Here is a 20,366-nt window from a genome sequence, read left to right on the forward strand (position 1 = left end):
AAGCTCCAGAGAAAAGCTTCAGAAGGGAAACCTTAGAGAGCTTGGAGCACGTCGTCGACAATTTGTTCCGGCAGGAGGCGGTATTGGCTGAGCAGAGCGGTGTAGTCGTAGCGATCTTGAAACTCGCGCGTGGCCCCGCGGAGCAGCACCTTGCGGTCGGTCATGGCAAAGTGAGCCGCCACCTTTTCGGCCCATCCACCGGCCAGACAGCCGTCTTCAAGCGCGACAAAAAGGGTGTGGTCGGCCGCCAGTTCGTCAAGCAATTCGGCATCGACACCGTTGGCATAGCGGGGATTGACCACCGTGGCGTCCACGCCCTTTGCCGCCAGAGCATCGGCCACCTGATGAGCCAGTTGCAGGAAGTTGCCCAGCCCGAGGAGGGCCACTTTCGTGCCGCGACGCGTCACCACGCTTTTGGGCGTGAGGGAGAAGTCGGGGGCCACCGTCTCGCCCGTGCTCACCACGCGGCTTGGCATGCGGATGGTCACGGCAGTGTGCGTCTGGTGGATTGCCCAGTGGGTCATGGCGATGTATTCCTCCTTCGTGGCGGGCGAGAGGAAAATCATGTTGGGGATGTTGGCAATGAGGGGGATGTCGAAGAAACCGAGGTGGGTGACATCGTTCATGCCGCAGATGGTGGCGTAGGTGAGGAGGAAGAGGGGGGCCGTCTCGTTGACACACACGTCCTGCGCGAGCTGGTCGTAGGCACGCTGCATGAAGGTGGAGGCAGTGGCAAAGACGGGCTTACCACCGCGCTTGGCGATGCCCGAAGCCATGGCCACGGCGGTCTGTTCGGCAATGCCGACATCGACAAACTGCCGGCCGGCACGGCGGCGCACATCGGGTGTGAAGCCGAAGAGTGAGGGTGTGCCGGCAGCGATGGCCACAACGGTGGGGTCTTGCTCCATCTCGTCGAGGAGGAGACGGCCGGTGATGTCGGCATAGCTTTCGCCGAAATGGTAGGCCGGTTTCGTTTCTCCGGTGGCGAGGTCGAAGGGAAATCCCCAGTGGAAGCGCTCCTTGTGGGCCTCGGCAGGCGCATAGCCGCAGCCCTTGACGGTGTTGATGTGGAGCACGATGGGATGATCGATGTCGCGCACGGCCTCAAAGGCTTCGATGAGCGCAGCCACGTTGTTGCCTTCGGCCACATAGCGATAGTCGAGTCCCATGGCGCGGAAGAGGTTGTCGGGCGAGGCGCCGTTGGTCTCACGCAGACGGGCCAGCGTCTTGTAGAGTCCGCCGTGATTTTCGGCGATGGACATCTGGTTGTCGTTGACGATGATAATGAGGTTCGACCCCAGTTCGGCTGCCGTGTTGAGCCCTTCGAGGGCTTCACCGCCCGACAGACTGCCGTCGCCGATGAGGGCAATCACGTTTTCCGTGCCGCCGCAGAGGTCGCGCCCTTTGGCCAGACCGCAGGCCAGACTGATGGACGTCGAGGTGTGGCCGATGACGAAGAGGTCGTGTTCGGACTCGGAAGGCTCGGTGTAGCCCGACACGTCGTCGTACTTCTCGGGATTGAGGAAAGCATCGGCGCGTCCGGTGAGCATCTTGTGGATGTAAGACTGGTGGCTCACGTCGTAGACTATCTTGTCGGTGGGCGAGTGAAAGACGCGGTGCAGCGCCACGGTGGTCTCGACCATGCCGAGGTTGGGGCCGATGTGTCCGCCGTGGTCGGAGAGTTTTTGCAGCAGCGCGGTGCGGGCTTCTGCGCAAAGGTCGGTAAGTTGGTCGGTCGACAGCGCCTTGAGGTCGGCCGGCGATTGGATGTTTTCTAAAAGCATAGGTAGAACGTTTTGGAGGAATTGCAATCCGGAAAGAGTCCTTTACGGATACGAAAAAGGCCCTTACGCCTTTCTCGGCGTAAAAGCCATCGCAAAAGTACAACTTTCCGAAAGATTATTCTTCCCTCTTAGGCTGCATTTATCCTTAAAAATATCGAAGATGAATGTAAAACCAACCGCTGCCAGCGCTTGCAGCCGCAAAAAACCACGGCGAAAGGTTGCACCCTTATGCGAAAAGTCGTACCTTTGCAGCGCAAACGCAATGGCGGAAATCAGAACGCTGTTGTTTCGTCCTTATGAACATCAAAGAAGTCGTTGAGGCCCTTGAAAAGTTTGCTCCGCTGCCCCTGCAAGAAAGCTACGATAATGCCGGCTTGCAGATCGGAATAACAGGGAGTGAGTGTTCAGGGGCATTATTGTGTCTTGACGTGACCGAAGCGGTCATCGAGGAGGCCGCCCGCGAGGGGCTGAACCTCGTCATAGCCCACCACCCGCTGCTCTTCCGCGGGTTGAAGTGCGTGTCCGACGCCACGCAGGTGGAGCGCTGTGTACGTCTGGCCATCCACCATGACATTGCGCTCTATGCCGCCCACACCAATCTCGACAATGCACAAGGCGGTGTGTGCCACGAGATGGGCCACCGCCTGGGACTGCAAGAGGTGGAGTTTCTCGACCCGGCTCCCGATGGACGCAGTGGAAGCGGCATCATCGGGCGGCTGCCGCAACCGATGGAAGCCCACGCCTTCCTCCGGCAACTCAAAGCCACTTTCGGGGTGGAGAGCCTGCAATATGCCGCCGCCCGGCAGCAACAGGTGCAGCGCATCGCCCTCTGCGGCGGGGCCGGCGACTTTCTCATCGACCGCGCCATCGCCGCCGAGGCCGACCTCTTCCTGACAGGCGAAATCGGCTACCACCGCTTCTTCGGCCACGAGAACGACCTTTGGCTCGCTGCCCTCGGCCACTATCAGAGCGAGCGCTACACCATCGACCTGATGGAACGTATTGTGCACGCGGCCTTCCCGACGCTGCCCATCCACAAGACGCGGTGCAACACCAACCCCATCCAATATCTCTAAACCCTACCTTTCAGACAACAAAAACACTTTATCTATATGGCAAGCAAGAAAGAAACCGCCACCGACAACGCGGTGGAACAGAAGCTCAAAAACCTCTATCAGCTTCAGACCAAACTCTCTGAAATCGACAAAATCAAGACGCTCCGTGGCGAGCTGCCCCTCGAAGTGCAGGACCTCGAAGACGAAATTGAGGGGCTCACCCACCGCCTCCACAAGTATGAAGAGGAGATTGAGCGCCTCAAAGCCGACATCGAAAAGAAGCACACCGACATCGACGAGGCACAAGCCATGATGAATCGCTATCAGCAGCAACTCGACGACGTGCGCAACAACCGCGAATACGACAACCTCACGAAGGAAATCGAATTTCAGGGTTTGGAGATTGAACTCCTTAAGAAGAAGATTGGCGAAGCCGAACGCCTCATCAACGCCAAGACCAACGATCTCGAACGCGGCCGCGGTGTGCTCGAAGAGCGCCGCAAGGACCTCGACCTGAAGAAGTCGGAACTCGACGAAATCGTGTCGGAAACGAAGGCCGAAGAGGAGAAACTCCGCGAGAAGTCTAAGGTGCTCGAAGCCGCCATCGAACCCCGCCTGCTCACCGCCTTCAAGCGCATCCGCAAGAGTTCACGCAACGGACTGGGCATTGTCTACGTGCAGCGCGATGCCTGCGGCGGTTGCTTCAACAAGATTCCCCCACAGCGCCAGCTCGACATCCGCATGCGCAAGAAAGTCATCGTCTGCGAATACTGCGGTCGCATCATGATCGACCCCGAGCTCGCCGGCGTCAAGATTGAAAAGCCTGTGGAAGAAAAGCCCAAGCGCCGCACCACCCGCCGCAAGAAGACGGAAGAAGAAGATTGACCCCATCAGTAGACAAAAACACGTGTGCTGCCGCCAGAGAATGCTGACGGCAGCGCATTTTTAATTTTCCTCACACCCTTCTCCCTCCTTTCCCCACGCACCCTCCTCATGAAACTCCACCTTCTCGTTGTGGGGCGCACCGTCGACAAGTATCTCGATGCGCTCATTGCCGACTACGCCGCACGCATCAAGCACTACATGCCCTTTGAACTGGAAGTCATCCCCGAACTCAAAAACGCCAAGTCGCTCACCACCGACCAGCAGAAGGAGCGCGAGGGCGAACTCATCCTCAAAGCCCTGCGCGAAGGCGACCACCTCGTGCTGCTCGACGAAGGCGGACGCGAATTTCGCTCCATCGAATGGGCGGCTCATCTGGAGCAACGACAGGCCGGTATGGCCCGCCGCATGGTATTCGTGGTGGGCGGACCTTACGGATTTTCGCCCGCAGTCTATGCCGCTGCCCGCGAAAAACTCTCCCTCTCCCGCATGACCTTCTCCCACCAAATGGTGCGTCTCTTCATGGTCGAACAGCTCTATCGCGCCATGACCATCCTGCGCGGCGAGCCCTATCATCACGAATAAGCCGATGCCCACGCTCCGTTCTCTGCTCTTCGCCCTCCTCGTGCTCGCGGCCTTTTGTGCCGAAGCTCAAATCTTCTCCTCGACCACACGCCCCACGGCCACCCAGGAGCGGCGGATGCGCGTGCTGTGGTGGAACGTGGAAAACCTCTTCGACACGCTCCACGATGCGGGCTTCGACGACCGCGAGTTTCTGCCCGAATCCGATCGGCGCTGGACCTCCTCACGCTATTGGCACAAACAGGGGGCACTGGCCCGGGTGATTGTGGCGGCAGGCGGCATGCAGCCGGTCGATGTGGTCGGGATGTGTGAGGTGGAAAACGACAGCGTCATTGCCCATCTCACGCACCGCACCCGCTTGGCACGACTGGGCTACAAAGCCGTGGTGACTCACTCGACCGACCGCCGCGGCATCGATCTCGCGCTGCTCTACCAGCCCGAGACGTTTGCCCTCCTCTCTTGGTCGCAACACTCCGTCCCTCACGACAGTCTGCGCGAGCGCCCCACGCGTCCGTTGCTGCTTGTTTCGGGACGTCTCCCCACGGGTGACACCCTCGACGTGGTGCTCGCCCACTTTCCTTCCCGACGCGGTGGTGCCCACCTCACCGAGCCCTATCGTCTGCGCGCTGCCGGTGTGGCTGTGGCCTTGATGGACAGTTTGGCGTTGCGACGTACCCGCCCCCTTTTCCTTCTGATGGGCGACCTCAACGACGAGCCTTCCAATCGTTCCGTGAGCGAAGTGCTCGCCTCGCGCCTTGTCCCCATATCAGCCGAAGCCCGCCCCCTCCCTGCAGCGGGCAACGACGACATCCGCGGCACCTACTTCTTCCGCCGCCGATGGAGTCGCATCGACAATCTGCTCGTTTCCTCCACCCTGCTCTCGCCCACAGCTCCGCTCCACACGCGTCCCGATGCGTGCCGCATCCTGGCCCTTCCGGAACTGCTCGAAGAGGTGAACATCGGTGAGCATCGGCCGCGCCACACCTACCTCGGCCCGAGATACCACGGCGGCATCAGCGACCACCTGCCGCTGCTCATTGACCTGTGGTATTGACCGCAACGCATCACGACATTCACGCCTCGGCGCGAAGGGAAACGGCCTCCCACGAGTGTTCCTTTCTCACTCACCACCTTCTTACTTATCCTCCCATCCCTCTGCTTTATGAAATACCTCATCGTCTCCGACATCCACGGCTCCATCAATGCCCTTGACACCGTGCTCCAACACTTTGAGCGCGAACGCTGCGACATGCTCCTGTTGCTGGGCGACCTCCTCAACTACGGTCCGCGCAACAGTCTGCCTCCAGGTCTCGACCCGCGTGCCGTGGCCGAACGCCTCAACACACTGGCCGACCGCATCGTCTGTGTGCGCGGCAACTGCGACAGCGAAGTCGACCAAATGTTGCTCGACTTCCCCGTCCTTGCGGACTACGCCTGGGTCATCGACGAAGGACGGCGCATCTTCCTCACCCACGGCCATGTCTATAGCGAAGAGTGCCGACCGAGGGGGAGCTTCGATCTCCTCTGCCAGGGACACACCCACCTGCCGCACATCGCTCCGCAACTCGATGGATCGGTGTGCCTGAACACCGGTAGCCCCACTTTCCCCAAAGGCGGCAATCCACCCACCTTTGCCCTGCTCGACGGCGGCGACCTCTCGCTGCGTCTGCTCGACGGCACGGTGTGGCAATCCTATCAATTCTAATCTCCACTTTCTCCATCCATTATGGCTTATCGTCTCATTGCCCTCGACCTCGACGGCACTCTCACCAATAGTCAAAAAGAAATTTCACCCCGCACCTTCAGCGCCTTGCAGCGCGCACAGGAACAGGGCGTCACAGTGGTGCTCGCCTCGGGCCGCCCCACCTACGGCATCGCACCGCTGGCTGACCAGCTCGGCCTGGACCAACGCGGCGGATACGTGCTCTCTTTCAACGGCGGTCGCATTGTCGACTGGCGCACGAAGGAGGTGATTTTTGAGCAAGTGCTCGACCCGGCGCTCCATCAGCGGGTCTATGCCTTTGCTCAACGCGAAGGTCTGCCCATCGTGACCTACACCAAGGGCGAAATCCTCTGCAACAGCGAGCCCGACCACTACATCGCTCTCGAAGCCGGCATCAATCACCTGCCCGTGCGCCACGCTCCCGACTTCTTGGCCACAGTAGCAGCACTGCCTCACGGTGTGCCCAAATTCCTCATGGGCGGTGACCCCGAACGCCTCGTGCCTCTCGAAGAGGAGATGAAGGCGGCCTTGGGGGCAGAGATGGAGATTTGTCGTTCCGCCCCATTCTTCTTAGAACTCATGCCCCGCGGGGTGGACAAGGCGCTTTCGCTCGAACGCTTGTTGACCCATCTCGGGCTGTCCCGTGAAGAGAGCATCGCTTGCGGAGACGGCGGCAACGACCTCACGATGATTCGCTTTGCCGGCCTTGGGGTGGCGATGGCCAACGCTGAAGACTACGTCCGAAACGAAGCCGACCACATCACCCTGTCGAACGACGAGGATGGTGTGGCCGAAGTGTTGGAGCGCTTTGTGCTGAAATGAAAAATTAGCGCTTGTCTTGCTCTTGGCGAAAGCGCTGGAGGACTTCTTGAAATCCTGCTGTGCGCAGGGCTTTGTATATGTTGTCGAACGCCTTTTCCCAATCGGTGTCGAGCGAGAAGGGCGTGAAGTTGGAGCAGGTGCTGTTGACAAACTGCAAGGAGGTCGTCTCGTCGGGGTCAACGAAGGCGGGGTGGGCCAAGGTGGCATCGCGAAACATCATCTTGAGCCGGGCGTGGTCGGCCTCGCTGATGTTCTGGTCAGTCACTTCGATTTGGTAGAGCGTGAGGAAGTCGGCCAGATGGTAGGCTTGATTGTCGAGCCAGCGGTCGCGCGAGGGAGTGATGGCTGCATCGGCTTTCCGCTGCATGTAGACTAGGGCTGCGTTTTTGAACGTGGCCAGCCGCATCGGGACAAAGCCGGCCATCGAGTTGCCCATGGTGCGCGCACTATTTTCCAACTCAAATTGGTAGACCGTCTGCGCCTGCACCGAGACACCGGCCAGTAGCGACAGCAGGAGAATGAGAAGCGTTTTTTTCATGAGAGGATACCTTATTATATATAGCGTGTGATGGAGCGTTTTTTCAAGCAACGGAATGTGAGAGGTCGGCTCAGCGGCGGATGCGCTCGGCATTGTTCTTGGCAAAGTCAGCCCACGAGGCACTGCTCTTGCGAGAGCGGGCAGCCGTGGCTGTGGCAGTGTGAAGAGTTCCTTTCACCCCGCGCTGCATCGTGGAGAGATGGTGGCAGTAGGCCGCTGCCAGCGCGTCGGTAGCATCAAGGAAGGGGAGCATCTGATCGTCGGCAATGGCAAGCAAGCGTTGCATGAGTGCGGCCACTTGTTCTTTGGAGGCGGCTCCCGTACCGGTGATGGCTTGTTTGATTTGCATCGGAGCGTATTCGCAGATGGGGATTTGCCGCGCAATGGCCGCCGCAATGACCACCCCTTGTGCCCGCCCGAGTTTGAGCATCGACTGCACGTTTTTGCCGAAGAAGGGCGCTTCGATGGCCAGTTCATCGGGATGAAAGGCATCGATGATGCCCATGATGCGCTCGTAGATGCGGCCGAGTTTGAGGTAGACATCGCTCACCCGCCGCATGTCGATGACGCCCATCGCCAGCATCTTCACCTCCCGACCGCGCACAGAGAGCAGTCCGTAGCCCAGCACATTGGTGCCGGGGTCGACACCGAGAATGATACGTTCGGTAAGTGTCGTTTTGCTAACTTTCATGCGGCAAAAATACACAATAAGGAAGAATGCTTGAAAATTATTCTATAAAAGTTTGTTATTCCCTACGAATTTGTTTGCTTTTCAGAATTAAATGTTTACTTTTGCCGACGTAAATCACTTCAAAATACCTATTTACAATGATGAAAAAAGTATTTTTCGTGCTGGCATCAGCACTTGTATTGGGCACTGCCAGTGCAGCTGCTCAAGCTGTGATCACTTTCAAGAAGACCACACACAACTTTGGTAAGTTTGCCGAAGACAAAGAACAAGCTTACGAATTTGTCTACACCAACACCGGCGACAAGCCTCTCGTCATCGAGCAGACCGTTGCCTCCTGCGGTTGCACCGTTCCCACCTACACGCAGGAACCCGTAGCCCCCGGAAAGACCGGCAAGATTAAGGTGGTCTACAACGGCCGCGGCAAGTTCCCCGGTCATTTCCAAAAGTCTATCTCCGTTCGCTCTAACGCTTCCAACTCTTTGGAACGCATCTACATTGAGGGCGACATGACGGCCGCTCCCAAGGAAGGCGACAAGAAGTAAAAATCACCGCCTCGCTTTCTGAGCATCCCACTGATGCTCCGATGACATCCCACCATCTTATCCGCCTCCTTTTGTCGAGGGGTTAGGATGGTGAGATTTGTTTATACCCCTTTCTTCTTTTCACCAGAAAACCTTTTCCCCTATGGCAAACAACAACCATCTCGTCATTATGGCCGGCGGTGTCGGCAGCCGCTTTTGGCCGATGAGCAGCGAAGCCCGCCCCAAACAATTCATCGACATTCTGGGCTGTGGACGCACCATGATACAGCTCACTTTCGACCGCTTCGAGGGGATAATCTCTCCCGAAAACGTGTGGGTGGTCACCTCAGCACGCTATGCCGACTTGGTACGGGAGCAACTCCCCCAAGTGCCGGTGGGCAACATCCTCCTCGAACCCTGCATGCGCGGCACCGCCCCCTGCATCTGCTACGTGTCGTGGAAAATCAAGAAGCGCAACCCTCGTGCCTGCGTGGTGGTCACCCCTGCCGACCAAAAGGTGGGCGACATCCCCGCATTCCGCACCGCCATCACCGAGTCGATAGACTTTGCTGCGGAGACCGACGCCATCGTCACCCTCGGCATCAAGCCCACCTTCCCCTCCACCGGCTACGGCTACATCAAGGCCGACCTCACCTACTCCTCCTCACGGCGGCAAAATATCTACGCCGTCGACCAGTTTCGCGAAAAGCCCAACTTGGAAACCGCCCAAGAATACATCGCCCAACCCAACTACTTCTGGAACTCCGGCATCTTCGTGTGGAGCGTTTCGACCATCGTCAATGCTTTCCGCGTCTACGCTCCGCAGACATCCACCATCTTCGAACAGCTCCTCCCCGACTACGACACGCCGCGTGAGCAAGCCCTCATCGACGAGCGCTTCCCCGAGTGCGAAAACATCTCCGTCGACTACGCCATCATGGAGAAAGCCACCGAAGTCTACGTCCGCCCATCGGCCTTCGACTGGAGCGACCTGGGCACATGGAGTTCCCTCCACGAGCAACTGCCGCACGACCCTTACGGCAACTCCATCGTCGGCACCGACGTGAGCCTCTTCGACACCACCGGCTGCATCGTCCACACTTCCGGCCACAGAAAAGTCGTGGTGCAAGGTCTCGAAGACTGCATCGTGGTGGAAAAAGACGATGCTCTGCTCATCTGTAAGCTCTCCGAAGAGCAACGCATCAAACTCTTCCACTAATCCCATCGACGGCACAACCTCGTCTCGTTCCCGAAAACCACCGCACGCCTTGGTTTTCGGGAATGTTTTCGCTATCCCTGACACATGTCCCACTTCACCCAAACCCTCCTCGACTGGTACGCCCAAAACGGCCGCGACCTCCCTTGGCGCGACACCACCGACCCCTACCGCATCTGGATTTCAGAAATCATCCTCCAGCAGACCCGCGTGGCACAGGGCTACGACTACTTCCTGCGTTTCGTTCGCCGCTTCCCCACGGTCGACACGCTGGCCGCCGCCTCACAGGACGAGGTGATGCAGCAATGGGAGGGACTGGGCTACTACTCCCGGGCTCGAAACCTCCACGCTGCAGCCCGACAAATCGTGGAGCACGGCACTTTTCCCACCGACTATGCCGGTGTGCGGGCCCTCAAAGGCGTGGGCGACTACACCGCAGCGGCCATCTGCTCCTTTGCCTACGGGCTGCCTACGGCCGTAGTCGACGGCAATGTCTATCGCGTTCTGGCCCGCCACTTCGGCCTGTCGACCCCCATCGACACCACGGCAGGGAAAAAGCAATTTGCCGATCTCGCTGCTCGGCTCATCGATCCTCACCACCCCGCGGCCTACAACCAAGCCATCATGGACTTCGGCGCCATCCAGTGCACGCCCCGCTCGCCCCGCTGCCTCGTCTGCCCGCTGGCCGGCAGTTGTGCCGCGCTCGCGGCCGGCACCATCGAAGTGCTCCCGGTGAAGTCGAAGAAAACCGCCGTCGCCCACCGCCACTTCGTCTACTTCATCCTCCAGACCACCGAGGGCGAAATGCTCGTGCACCGTCGTCCCACGGGCGACATCTGGGCCGGACTCTACGAACCACCGCTGCTCGAATTTCCCGAGATGCCCTCACTCGCTACCCTCGTCGACCACCCCGCGGTGCACGCCCTCGGCCCCGGTCTCACCTTCCGCCCCGTCGTCCTCGGCCTGACCCACGTCCTCACCCACCGCCGCATCCACGCCGACTGCTATCTCGTGACCCACCTCGACCCCGCCCGGCTCGCCCACCATCCGCTCTGGGGCGACTATCGCCGGTTGTCCCTCGCCGAGCGCAACACGGTGGCTTTCCCTCGTCTGGTCAATATCCTCTTCGACCATCTCGACCGCCGGGAATGAACGAAACTCCCCCATCGCTACAACATAGGCGATGGGGGAGTTTTCGTAAAAACGAGGTGCGACTTACACTTCATCGAGGGAGATGCGATGCGAAGGACGGACATTGCGGAAGTCGCGCGGTGACATCCCCGTGACCGACTTAAACTGGGCGCTCAGATGGGCAGCGCTGGAATAGTGGAGCCGGTAGGCGATCTCGGAGATGGTGAGCTCGTCGTAGATGAGCAGTTCCTTGACGCGCTCAATCTTCTGCAGGATGCAGTAGCGCTCTATAGTGATGCCGCGGTCGGTGGAGAAGAGGGTGCTGAGGGTGGCGTAGTTGGTGTGCAGGCGGTCGGAGAGGAAGTCGGAGAGATTTTGCTTGCCCATGAGGTGCGGATCGGATACATAGGCGATGACGGCGGTGCTGATTTGGTCGATGGTGCGCGCCCGCCGGTCGCTGATGAGTTCAAACCCGAGGACCGAAAGCTCCTGCTCTATCTGTGCGGTTTGGTCGGGCGTCAGGTCGTGGGCAAAGACCACTTCGCCCAACTCAATGCTCCTCGTGGGGAGATTGAGGCGTTCAAAGAGTTGTTCGACCACCATCTTGCAGCGGTTGCACACCATGTTCTTAATGTGGATGACGTTGCCGGGCATAAACCAGAGGATTTGAAGGGGAGTTAGGAAATGGAAATCTCGTAGCCGAGTTGGCTTACCGCCGTGCAGATGGCCTGAGCGTCGGCCCTGCCTTTCACACAGGCTTCGCCGCGCTCCAAGTTCACCTCGACGTCTTCGACGCCCTCGACCGAACGGATGGCGCGCTCCACATTGTGCTGGCAGTGGTGGCACGACATGCCGCCAACGGAGAAGGTTTGCACCTTCGTGTCATGGGCATGCACCGCCGGCGCGATGCGGCGTTTGCGGAGCGGGTCGATGACAAAGGCGTTGAAGAGCAGGAGCAGGAGCAGTCCCGTGGACAGCCACTGGTAGAGCGGCGTGACGGGAGTGCAGCAGTCGTGCATCTCGCCGGCAAAGGTGGGGATGAACCATTCGTGGGGGAGGAGGTAGTCGATGCCCAAGGCAAAGGCCACGGCGCCGCCGACGATGGAGATGAGGTAGAGCACAAGGGTGCGGCGGCCCAGCACTTTGTTGATGACCAGGATGGAAGCGACATTGCAAGCCGGGCCGGCCATCAAGAGCACCAGAGCCGCGCCGGGCGACAGCCCTTTGAGCATCAGCGCCGCCGCGATGGGGATGCTTCCGGTGGCGCAGAGGTACATCGGCACGGCCAGCAAGAGCACCAGAACGATGCTCAGAAGGGGCGTATTGACGTAGTCGGCAAAGAAACTTGCCGGCACAAAGGCGGTGATGAGCCCCGCCACGATGAGTCCGATGATGAGCCATTTGCCGATGTCCTGCATCATGTCCACAAAGCCGTAGCGCAGAGCCAGAAGCAGTTTTGCCCCAAAGCCTTGGGGCGGTTCGGGCGCCTGGGTGGCGTCGCACGTCCCCTCGCAGCAGCAGTGGCCGGTGTGCTCGTGGACAGCGGCAGGCGTGTCGGCGGTGGCGTTGTCATCGCTGTTGCGGTCAAAGCGATTGATCAGCACACCCCCGAACACCGAAGTGACGAGTGCCGCAAGAGGGCGGATGATGGCAAAAGGAAGTCCCAGCAGCGAGAAGGTGGCGATGATGGAGTCGACCCCCGTCTGGGGCGTGGCGATGAGAAACGAGACCGTCGCGCCCTTCGATGCCCCTTCGCGGCGCAGGGACATGGCCGTGGGCAGCACCCCGCAGGAGCAAAGCGGAAGCGGAATACCGAAAAGCGCGGCCAGAAGCACGGAGCGCAGATTGCCTGCCGAGAGGTATCGGCTGTAAAGGCGGCCGGGCACAAAAGCGTGCATCAATCCGGCAATCAAGAACCCCAGAAGGAGGTAGGGGGCCATCTCGTTGACCAAGTTGAGAAAATCTGTCATAACGTTGCGGTTTGTTGTATTGTTGTTCTGCATCGGCAAAGGTAGTGGCTTTTACACGACAAGGTGTTACAGAATTTTCAGTAAAACTTATCTCCCTCACGTTTTCATCACGCCTTCCGTTGCAGACGACTTCGCTTTTTCGAGCACAAAGGTACGCCAAAAAGTCCACATTCATCGCTCCCGCCCTACTAATAATCATGAAAAACATTTCTTCAATCCACTGCAATCCCCTACCTTTGCAGCACAACTTCAACCCCTTCCAATCCCCTCTTCGTCCTTATGTTTATCCTCGACCAACACCCCCTCCGCGACCTTCTCCTCGCGCTCCGCCCCAACGCCAACACCGCCTTCACCCAATCCCTGCACCCCGGCATCGACAACGTCCTCGGCCTGCGTGTGCCCGACCTCCGCGCTTTGGCGCGGCGCATCGTCAAGAGCGGCCGCTGGCCGGACTATCTCTCCGATCCGGGCCATGAATATATGGAAGAGCGCATGCTCCACGGCCTCGTGCTAAGCCTCATCCCGGTGGACGATGTGGAGGCCTACCTCGCCCGCGTCTCCACCTTCGTGCGCCAAATCAACTCCTGGTCGGTGTGCGACGTGTTTGCCTTCTCGGGCGGAAAACACTTTGTCGCGGCCCATGCCGACCGCCTCTGGCCATACCTCTGCACGTGGATGGAAAGCCCACACGAGTATGAGGTGCGCTTCGGCGTGGTCATGACGTTGCAGTACTTCATCGACGAGACCCACCTCCTTCCGCTCCTCGAGCGCTACGCCGCGATCGTCCACGAGGGCTACTATGTGCGCATGGCCGTGGCCTGGGGCGTGTCGTATGCCTACATCGCCTTTCCCGAAGTCACCCTCGCCTTTCTCCGACAAGAGCGCCTCCCCGCATGGACGCACAACAAGGCCATTCAGAAGATTTGCGAGTCCCGCCAGGTGGACAAGGCGGACAAAGAAGCCCTCCGAGCGCTGAAACGCGAGGGGTGAACCTCCCATCTCACGAGTTCAGTACTCTCTTCAACCTTCCAACATGAGGCGGTAGCCCACGCCGTGGACGTTGTGGATGTGGAGGCGCGGATCGAGGGCGAGCTTGGTGCGCAGGCGGGAGATGAACACATGGAGCGAACGTGCATTGCTCACCGTGTCGTTCCCCCACAGCGCGAGGAGGAGGGGCGTGCGCTCCACCACCCGACCCGGCGCACGGAAGAGGCGCTCGAGGATGGCCGCCTCGCGAGAGGACAGCCCTTGCGAAGTCCCGTCGTCGGCCGCGAGGAGCTGCCCAGCCGGATGGAGGGTGAAGCGCCCCAGGGTGAGCGTGACCGAGGAGGGCACGGGTTCAGGCGGTGCAGCAGCGGCAGCGATGGGCGGCGGTTGCGCCCCCTGCCGCCGGAGGACCGCCTCGATGCGCACCAGCAGTTCGCGCATGGCAAAGGGCTTGCGCAGATAGTCGGTGGCCCCCATCTTGAAGCCGCTCACCACATCGTCCGTGTCGGTGCGTGCCGTGAGCACAATCACTGGTGTGTCGGCATCGATGCTGCGGATGTGGCGCAGGAGGGTGAAGCCGTCCATCTGCGGCATCATCACGTCGGTCACCACGAGGTCAGGGCGCTCCTCGTGGTAGCGCTGCAAGGCCGTTCGGCCATCGGGAGCGAGCACCACCCGATAGTCGAGCATGCACAGGGTGTCGCGCAGGATGTGGGCGAGGTCTGTTTCGTCTTCGGCAATGAGGATGAGGGGAGATTTCATAAGCAAAGGAGGAGGAGATAAAAGGTGAACCGGTCTAAGCATCGGGCAACCAGAAGCGCACCGTTGTGCCCGAGGCGGTGGGGACGATGCCGATGCGACCGCCGTGGAGTTCGACGAGCGAACGGACATAGAAGAGCCCCAGACCATAGCCGCGCACCTCGTGCCGATCGCCTTGCGGCACGCGGAAGAACTTCCGGAACACCCGCTCACGATAGCGGGCTGGAATGCCGATGCCACGGTCCGTCACCGAAAAGACGATGCGCCGACGGGCCTTGTCGCGCTCCACAAGGAGGTCGACCTCCGCCTGCTCGGGCGAATACTTCACGGCATTGTCGATGAGGTTGCTCAGCACGTGGGTGAGGTGGTCGGCATCGGCGCGGACGGTGAGGCCCTCGGGGACGACCTGCACAAAGATGCTCACCGGCTTCGTGGCTTTGAGCTCGTGTTCGTCCTGCAAGCGGTGGAGGAGCGGGAGGAGGTCGACGACGGTGAGGTGAAGCCCGGTCGGAGCAAAGGCGGGCCTACTGACGGCAAGCAACTGCTCCACCATGGCGGCAAGGCGCTGCAACTGCCGGCGCGAGGTGGCGAGCAGGTGGCGCCGCCGCACGGGGTCGAGGTCGCCGCCGAAGTCGGCCAAGGCTTCGTGGGCCGCGAGCGCCACGGCGATGGGCGTTTTGAGTTCGTGGGTGATGTTATGGGTGAAGTCGCGGGCCGTGGCTTCGAGTTGGCGGCGCAACATCAGCAGGCGGATGAGCCAAATCCCCGCACCCAACAGCAGCACGAAAAGCAGCCAGACAGGCCACATCTCCTGCAACACCAACGGCACCACGCTTTCCCGCCGCAGCACATAGGCACGAAGGTGGTCGTTGTCAAGGTAGAGGGTGTCGGCCGCTGCCAAGCGCGGATGGGCCGATAAGAGCCACCAGCGGCGGTAGGTGTGGTGGGCGACAAAGAGGGTGCGCCCTTCGTAAAGATGCTCCCAGCGCAACTCGTAAGCAATGGGCAGATGGTCGGCCACGAAGGCCGCATGCAGGAGGCTGTCGGTCGTTCGGGGTTGTAATGGCAGCCACCCATCAAGGCTTTCGTGCTGGCTGCGCTGCATCTCAAGCGCCACTTCCCGCGTAGGATTGAGGTTGTGCGCTGTCGCTCCGAAGAGGGTGTGGTCGGTGGGAAAGTGAAAAAGCAGATTGTCCACTTCGTGCTGACGATGGGTGCGCAATACAATCTCCTGCAAATCAACCTCCACAAAACGATCGGCAATGCGTTGCTCCTTCTCCCCCACCCTTTGAACAAAACTCACCACCATCCACCAACCCAAAAAGCCCGGCACCATCAAGATGCCGAGCGAAAAGACGAAGAGGAGTTGTCGCGAGGAAAGCCGCATCGCACAAATCGTTTGGAGAAAATTCATCTCAAAACAAAGCGCACCGGTACGACAAAGACAGCGTCCACCTTTTTGCCTTTTGTCGTGGCCGGTGTCCACTTGCCGGGAAGTGCCATAACCGCACGCACGGCCTCGGCATCAAGCAGAGCATTGCCCGCGGTCTTCTGGATATGAACCCCGGAAATGCGCCCTCGCTTCGTGACGGTGAACTTCACGATGGCCAGGCCTTCAATGCCTTCGGCGAAACACTCCGTCGGGTAGCGTGCCGCAAGGTCTTTCATCAGTTGCACGTTGCCACCTTGGTAGACGGGCTGCGTGTCGACGGTGAACTTCTTTTGCTTTTGCTGCGGTGGCAGTCCTTCGTCGGAGGTGGTGTCGACGATGGTGATGCGCTCGCCGGCAAAGTCCATGCAGGAGGCAAAGGCCGCCGATGTGCAAGCGGCCGAGAGGGTGATGAGACAGAAGAATAAGCGTTTCATGACGTAAAGGTGTTGAGGGTGGAACATAATACTTAACACTTCGCGAAGGGTTGGGCGTCGTCATCGGCCGCCTCGAGGTCGGGATGACTGACACTGCGAAATTACAGTTTTCGCCCAAGCGCTCCAAATGCCTGCCCCGAAAAAGTGCCTTTCGCCCTGAAAAAGATAAGTTTACCGCAAGCCTTCTTAAGCATTGATAAGCCTTTCGGCCGTCCGGCTCGCGCCCTTTGTGGGAGTTTCAGACATCGAAACACTGAGTTTCAGACGTTGAAACACCAAGTTTCAGACGTTGAAACACCGAGTTTCAGGCGTCGGAACTGAGAGTTTCAGACGTCTGAAACTAGAGCAACAGACGACCTGCCGTCACGGAGGAGAGGGAGCGAGAGGGGGAAAGCGGGAGAAGAAAATGCCGAGGTCGGAGGTAAAATAATCAAGTTTATATGCTTGCATCTGCTTTTTAATCCTTATATTTGCCCGCAAAAACACACGGATTACCCAACGAAACACGCTGACAACTATGCAAACCTTTCGCAACATCTATGGCATCGGCGAAGCTGTCTACGACATCATCTTCAAAGACGACATGCCGCAAAGCGCCGTCCCGGGAGGCTCGACGCTCAATTCGTTCATCACCCTCGGCCGCTGCGGCCTCCACCCCTCGCTCATCACCGAGACGGGCGATGACCTCGTGGCGGGGCTCATCCGCCGCTACATGGAGCACAACGGCGTGCGCACGGACTTTGTGCAGACCCATCCCGGCACGAAGAGCCACCTTTCGCTCGCCTTCCTCAACGAGCAGAACGATGCGCAATATGAGTACTACCGCGACCACGAGAACGCAGCCATCACGGCTCGACTGCCCGTGATGACGGCCGACGATGTGGTGATGTTCGGCTCCTACTTCTCCATCAATCCCGAAATCCGCCCCCACACGCTGCGATTTCTCGAAACGGCCCGGCAGGCCGACGCCACGATTTATTACGACCTCAACTTCCGCAAGAACTATCGGCACCGAGTGGGCGAACTCCTGCCCTCGATTGAGGAGAACATGCACTTTGCCACCGTGGTGCGCGGTTCGCTCGAGGACTTCGGCTACTTGTTTGACCTGACCGACCCGGACGAAATCTATGAGCGCCACATCCGCCCGCACTGCCCGCACTTCATCTGCACCGACGGCGGGCGCGAGGTGGTGGTGTTCGACGGGCGCGGCGGCCGCCTGCGCTTCGATGTGCCGGAGGTGACGACGTTGAGCACCATCGGGGCGGGCGACAACTTCAACGCGGGTTTTGTCTACGAAACCATCCTGCTGGGCCTGCGGCGTGCCGACTTCGAGGGGCTTTCACCCGAGCTGTGGACGGCGCTCATCATGCGCGGCCAGGAGTTTTCGCTCCATGTGGTGCAAAGCTATCAGAACTATGTGGACACGGCTTTCGGCAGTACGCACCGCCTGCCGCAGAGCTATTGAGGAGTTTTGCCTTATGAGACACGAGTTTTTCTCTCTCCGCCGCCTGCGCGCGCTGTCCGGTGAAGTCCTCTGTCCTTGATTTGCTCACAAAGAGCGGGAGCGAAAGCAAGAAAAGCCTCGTTTTGCTTTGCCTTTCGCCCAACAAATGGTAATTTTGCAGCGTTTAGAAACACCCTATATCTTATGGAAAGAAACGACAGTCTGGTCATCATCCCCACCTACAACGAAAAGGAAAATGTCGAAGCCATCGTCCGCACCGTGACTTCGCTTGAAGAGCACACCTTCGATGTGCTCATCATCGACGACGGTAGTCCCGACGGCACCGCCGACATTGTCAAAGCGCTGATGGCCGGCGAACTGGCCGAGCGCCTGCACCTCGTGGAGCGCAGCGGCAAGCAGGGCCTGGGCACGGCCTACATCTGCGGCTTCAAGTGGGCGCTGGAGCACGGCTACGACTACATCTTTGAGATGGACGCCGACTTCAGTCACGACCCCAAGGACCTGCCCCGCCTTTACAAGGCCTGCGCCGAAGAGGGCTACGATGTGGCCATCGGCAGCCGCTACGTGTCGGGGGTCAACGTGGTCAACTGGCCCATGGGCCGCGTGCTGATGAGCTATTTTGCTTCGAAATATGTGCGCTGCGTCACGGGCCTGCCCATCTGCGACACCACCGCGGGCTTCAAGTGCTACCGCCGCCGCGTGCTGGAGACCATCGACCTCGATGCCATCCGCTTCAAAGGCTACGCTTTCCAGATAGAACTCAAATTTACCGCCCACCGCTTAGGCTTCAAGATTAAGGAAGTACCGGTCGTCTTCGTCAATCGCCGCCTCGGCACGAGCAAGATGAGCGGTGGCATCTTTGGCGAAGCGCTCTTCGGCGTGATGCGCCTGCGCTGGGCCGCACTGACGGGACAAATCCGTCCACGCAAAGTCTAAACATTTGCTTCTCGCGATGCGACAGTGGTTTCCTCTCACCGTGGCATCGCCTTCATTTTGTTTCAAATTCTTCCTGCCATGTCTTGCAGAATTCAGATTAAGAACGCCACGATTGTCAATGAAGGGCGCTCCTTTGTGGGGAGCGTGCTCATCGACCACGACCGCATAGACGAAATCCTCACCAGCCCCGATGCCGTGCCCGAACTCCCCGCCGACGAGGTGGTCGATGCCACGGGGTGCTACCTCCTGCCGGGGGTGATTGACGAGCACGTGCACTTCCGCGACCCGGGTCTCACGCACAAGGCCGACTTCTCGACCGAAAGCTTGGCCGCTGCCGCAGGCGGTGTGACCACGATTCTCGACATGCCCAACACGCTGCCACCGAGCGTAACGCGCGAAGCGGTCGTGGAGAAGCTCAGCATCGCCGCAGAGTCTTGCCACGTCAACTTCGGGTGCTTCATCGGTGCCACGCGCACCAACATCGACCAACTGCGCAACATCATGCCCAACCTCGTGGCCGGCATCAAGCTCTTCATGGGCAGCAGCACGGGCGAAATGGAGGTGGAAGGCGACGATGCGCTCACCGCCATCTTCGAGCAAAGCCGCCTGCCCATCGTGGTGCATTGCGAGGACAACGCCACCATCGCGGCCAACATGAAAGCGCACAAAGCGCAATATGGCGACGACCCGGACATCGCCCACCACCCTGCCATCCGAAGCGAAGAAGCGTGCTATCGCAGCACCGCCAAAGCCATCGAACTGGCGCGGCTCACGGGTGCCCGCCTCCACGTGGCGCACATCACCACGGCTCGCGAACTCGAACTCTTCGATCCGGCCGACAGCCGCATCACCGCCGAAGCCTGCCTGCCCCACCTCATCTTCTCCGACACGGACTATAGGCGATTGGGCAGCCGCATCAAGTGCAACCCTGCCATCAAGACGGAGGCCGACCGTGCCGGACTACGTGCCGCCCTCACCGATGGGCGCATCCGTTGCATCGGCACCGACCACGCGCCCCATCTCCTCCGCGAGAAAACCGGTGGTGCGGCCCGCGCCACGAGCGGGATGCCCTTTGTGCAGTTTTCCCTCGTCTCGATGCTCGACCTGGTCGATGAGGGGGTGTTGCCCATCGAGCGCCTGGTCGAACTCATGTGCCACAACCCGGCGCGCGTCTTCGGCATCGAAAACCGCGGTTTCCTGCGTGAAGGCTACATGGCCGACCTCGTCCTGCTCCGCCCCCATTCGCCGTGGACGCTCACGCCCAACCGCATTTTCTCCAAGTGCAACTGGAGCCCGATGGAGGGGCACACGTTCCACTGGCGCATCGAACGCACCTATGTCAACGGCTACCTACTCTACAACAACGGACAAATCACCAACGATGGGCACCACGGCCGAATGATTACCTACATGCCGCGCCGCGCCCCTCGCCGATAAT

Annotated in this window: 21 protein-coding genes; 13 read left to right on the forward strand and 8 right to left on the reverse strand. The window is 59.7% G+C overall.

The features are described 5' to 3' along the window. Window positions 1-32: 32 nt before the first annotated feature. Window positions 33-1,784, reverse strand: a complete 1,752-nt coding sequence (locus H8527_RS05480; RefSeq protein ID WP_187546313.1) for a 1-deoxy-D-xylulose-5-phosphate synthase — start codon at window positions 1,782-1,784, stop codon at window positions 33-35. A gap of 296 nt (window positions 1,785-2,080) precedes the next feature. Here H8527_RS05480 and H8527_RS05485 point away from each other — a divergent pair, with 296 nt between their 5' ends. The 6 genes from H8527_RS05485 (at window position 2,081) to H8527_RS05510 (ending at window position 6,848) form a co-directional block, all read left to right on the forward strand. Continuing rightward, window positions 2,081-2,860, forward strand: coding sequence for a Nif3-like dinuclear metal center hexameric protein (locus tag H8527_RS05485; protein WP_187546320.1), 780 nt, complete (start codon window positions 2,081-2,083; stop codon window positions 2,858-2,860). A 36-nt stretch (window positions 2,861-2,896) separates the two neighbouring features. After that, window positions 2,897-3,724 (forward strand): zinc ribbon domain-containing protein, encoded by an 828-nt coding sequence (locus H8527_RS05490; protein ID WP_187546322.1) that lies wholly within the window; start codon window positions 2,897-2,899, stop codon window positions 3,722-3,724. A 108-nt stretch (window positions 3,725-3,832) separates the two neighbouring features. Next, the gene (gene rlmH, locus H8527_RS05495; RefSeq protein ID WP_187546324.1) at window positions 3,833-4,306 is read left to right on the forward strand and encodes a 23S rRNA (pseudouridine(1915)-N(3))-methyltransferase RlmH; all 474 of its coding nucleotides are present in this window, start codon (window positions 3,833-3,835) and stop codon (window positions 4,304-4,306) included. 4 nt (window positions 4,307-4,310) lie between these two features. Then, window positions 4,311-5,357, forward strand: a complete 1,047-nt coding sequence (locus H8527_RS05500) for an endonuclease/exonuclease/phosphatase family protein (RefSeq protein ID WP_187546325.1) — start codon at window positions 4,311-4,313, stop codon at window positions 5,355-5,357. Window positions 5,358-5,465: 108 nt separating this feature from the next. Continuing rightward, the gene (yfcE, locus tag H8527_RS05505) at window positions 5,466-6,008 is read left to right on the forward strand and encodes a phosphodiesterase (RefSeq protein WP_187546327.1); all 543 of its coding nucleotides are present in this window, start codon (window positions 5,466-5,468) and stop codon (window positions 6,006-6,008) included. A gap of 21 nt (window positions 6,009-6,029) precedes the next feature. Beyond that, on the forward strand, window positions 6,030-6,848 hold the full coding sequence (locus H8527_RS05510; RefSeq protein ID WP_187546329.1) for a Cof-type HAD-IIB family hydrolase: 819 nt from the start codon (window positions 6,030-6,032) through the stop codon (window positions 6,846-6,848). Between the two features lie 4 nt (window positions 6,849-6,852). Here the strand turns inward: H8527_RS05510 and H8527_RS05515 are convergent, their stop codons facing one another. Continuing rightward, window positions 6,853-7,386 (reverse strand): hypothetical protein, encoded by a 534-nt coding sequence (locus tag H8527_RS05515; protein ID WP_187546330.1) that lies wholly within the window; start codon window positions 7,384-7,386, stop codon window positions 6,853-6,855. A 70-nt stretch (window positions 7,387-7,456) separates the two neighbouring features. Then, window positions 7,457-8,077 carry a crossover junction endodeoxyribonuclease RuvC gene (gene ruvC / locus H8527_RS05520; RefSeq protein WP_187546332.1) on the reverse strand — a complete coding sequence of 207 codons (621 nt, stop codon included), beginning with the start codon at window positions 8,075-8,077 and terminating at the stop codon, window positions 7,457-7,459. A 140-nt stretch (window positions 8,078-8,217) separates the two neighbouring features. Between ruvC and H8527_RS05525 the strand changes: the two genes are divergently transcribed. The 3 genes from H8527_RS05525 to mutY all read left to right on the forward strand — a co-directional run bounded on the left by H8527_RS05525 (window position 8,218) and on the right by mutY (window position 10,966). Next, window positions 8,218-8,619, forward strand: a complete 402-nt coding sequence (locus H8527_RS05525; RefSeq protein WP_187546334.1) for a DUF1573 domain-containing protein — start codon at window positions 8,218-8,220, stop codon at window positions 8,617-8,619. Window positions 8,620-8,761: 142 nt separating this feature from the next. Then, window positions 8,762-9,817, forward strand: a complete 1,056-nt coding sequence (locus tag H8527_RS05530) for a mannose-1-phosphate guanylyltransferase (protein WP_187546336.1) — start codon at window positions 8,762-8,764, stop codon at window positions 9,815-9,817. Window positions 9,818-9,901: 84 nt separating this feature from the next. Next, window positions 9,902-10,966 carry an A/G-specific adenine glycosylase gene (gene mutY, locus H8527_RS05535; RefSeq protein ID WP_187546338.1) on the forward strand — a complete coding sequence of 355 codons (1,065 nt, stop codon included), beginning with the start codon at window positions 9,902-9,904 and terminating at the stop codon, window positions 10,964-10,966. Window positions 10,967-11,029: 63 nt separating this feature from the next. On the opposite strand, the gene H8527_RS05540 is transcribed toward mutY, so the two are convergent. Together H8527_RS05540 and H8527_RS05545 are read right to left on the reverse strand one after the other, a co-directional pair. Then, complete coding sequence (locus H8527_RS05540) at window positions 11,030-11,599, reverse strand: AraC family transcriptional regulator (RefSeq protein ID WP_187546340.1); 570 nt, start codon at window positions 11,597-11,599, stop codon at window positions 11,030-11,032. Between the two features lie 23 nt (window positions 11,600-11,622). Next, the gene (locus H8527_RS05545; protein ID WP_187546342.1) at window positions 11,623-12,915 is read right to left on the reverse strand and encodes an SO_0444 family Cu/Zn efflux transporter; all 1,293 of its coding nucleotides are present in this window, start codon (window positions 12,913-12,915) and stop codon (window positions 11,623-11,625) included. A gap of 279 nt (window positions 12,916-13,194) precedes the next feature. Here H8527_RS05545 and H8527_RS05550 point away from each other — a divergent pair, with 279 nt between their 5' ends. After that, window positions 13,195-13,905: a DNA alkylation repair protein gene (locus H8527_RS05550; protein WP_187546344.1), complete on the forward strand. Its 711-nt coding sequence runs from the start codon at window positions 13,195-13,197 to the stop codon at window positions 13,903-13,905. Window positions 13,906-13,935: 30 nt separating this feature from the next. Here the strand turns inward: H8527_RS05550 and H8527_RS05555 are convergent, their stop codons facing one another. Genes H8527_RS05555 through H8527_RS05565 form a run of 3 tightly spaced genes read right to left on the reverse strand, consistent with a single transcriptional unit; the run spans window position 13,936 to window position 16,527 of the window. Then, window positions 13,936-14,664, reverse strand: a complete 729-nt coding sequence (locus tag H8527_RS05555) for a response regulator transcription factor (RefSeq protein ID WP_187546345.1) — start codon at window positions 14,662-14,664, stop codon at window positions 13,936-13,938. A gap of 34 nt (window positions 14,665-14,698) precedes the next feature. After that, window positions 14,699-16,075, reverse strand: a complete 1,377-nt coding sequence (locus H8527_RS05560; RefSeq protein ID WP_187546347.1) for a sensor histidine kinase KdpD — start codon at window positions 16,073-16,075, stop codon at window positions 14,699-14,701. Further along, window positions 16,072-16,527, reverse strand: coding sequence for an energy transducer TonB (locus H8527_RS05565; RefSeq protein WP_187546349.1), 456 nt, complete (start codon window positions 16,525-16,527; stop codon window positions 16,072-16,074). The genes H8527_RS05560 and H8527_RS05565 overlap by 4 nt, the downstream gene beginning before the upstream one ends. Window positions 16,528-17,044: 517 nt before the next feature. Between H8527_RS05565 and H8527_RS05570 the strand changes: the two genes are divergently transcribed. The 3 genes from H8527_RS05570 to H8527_RS05580 all read left to right on the forward strand — a co-directional run bounded on the left by H8527_RS05570 (window position 17,045) and on the right by H8527_RS05580 (window position 20,365). Then, window positions 17,045-17,992 (forward strand): PfkB family carbohydrate kinase, encoded by a 948-nt coding sequence (locus H8527_RS05570; RefSeq protein WP_187546350.1) that lies wholly within the window; start codon window positions 17,045-17,047, stop codon window positions 17,990-17,992. 183 nt (window positions 17,993-18,175) lie between these two features. After that, a complete protein-coding gene (locus tag H8527_RS05575) occupies window positions 18,176-18,928 on the forward strand; it encodes a polyprenol monophosphomannose synthase (protein WP_187546352.1) in 753 nt (250 codons plus the stop codon). 78 nt (window positions 18,929-19,006) lie between these two features. Then, on the forward strand, window positions 19,007-20,365 hold the full coding sequence (locus tag H8527_RS05580) for a dihydroorotase (RefSeq protein WP_187546354.1): 1,359 nt from the start codon (window positions 19,007-19,009) through the stop codon (window positions 20,363-20,365). Window position 20,366 lies beyond the last annotated feature (1 nt).

This window comes from Alloprevotella sp. Lung230 (genome assembly GCF_014385435.1).
Classification (GTDB): domain Bacteria; phylum Bacteroidota; class Bacteroidia; order Bacteroidales; family Bacteroidaceae; genus Alloprevotella.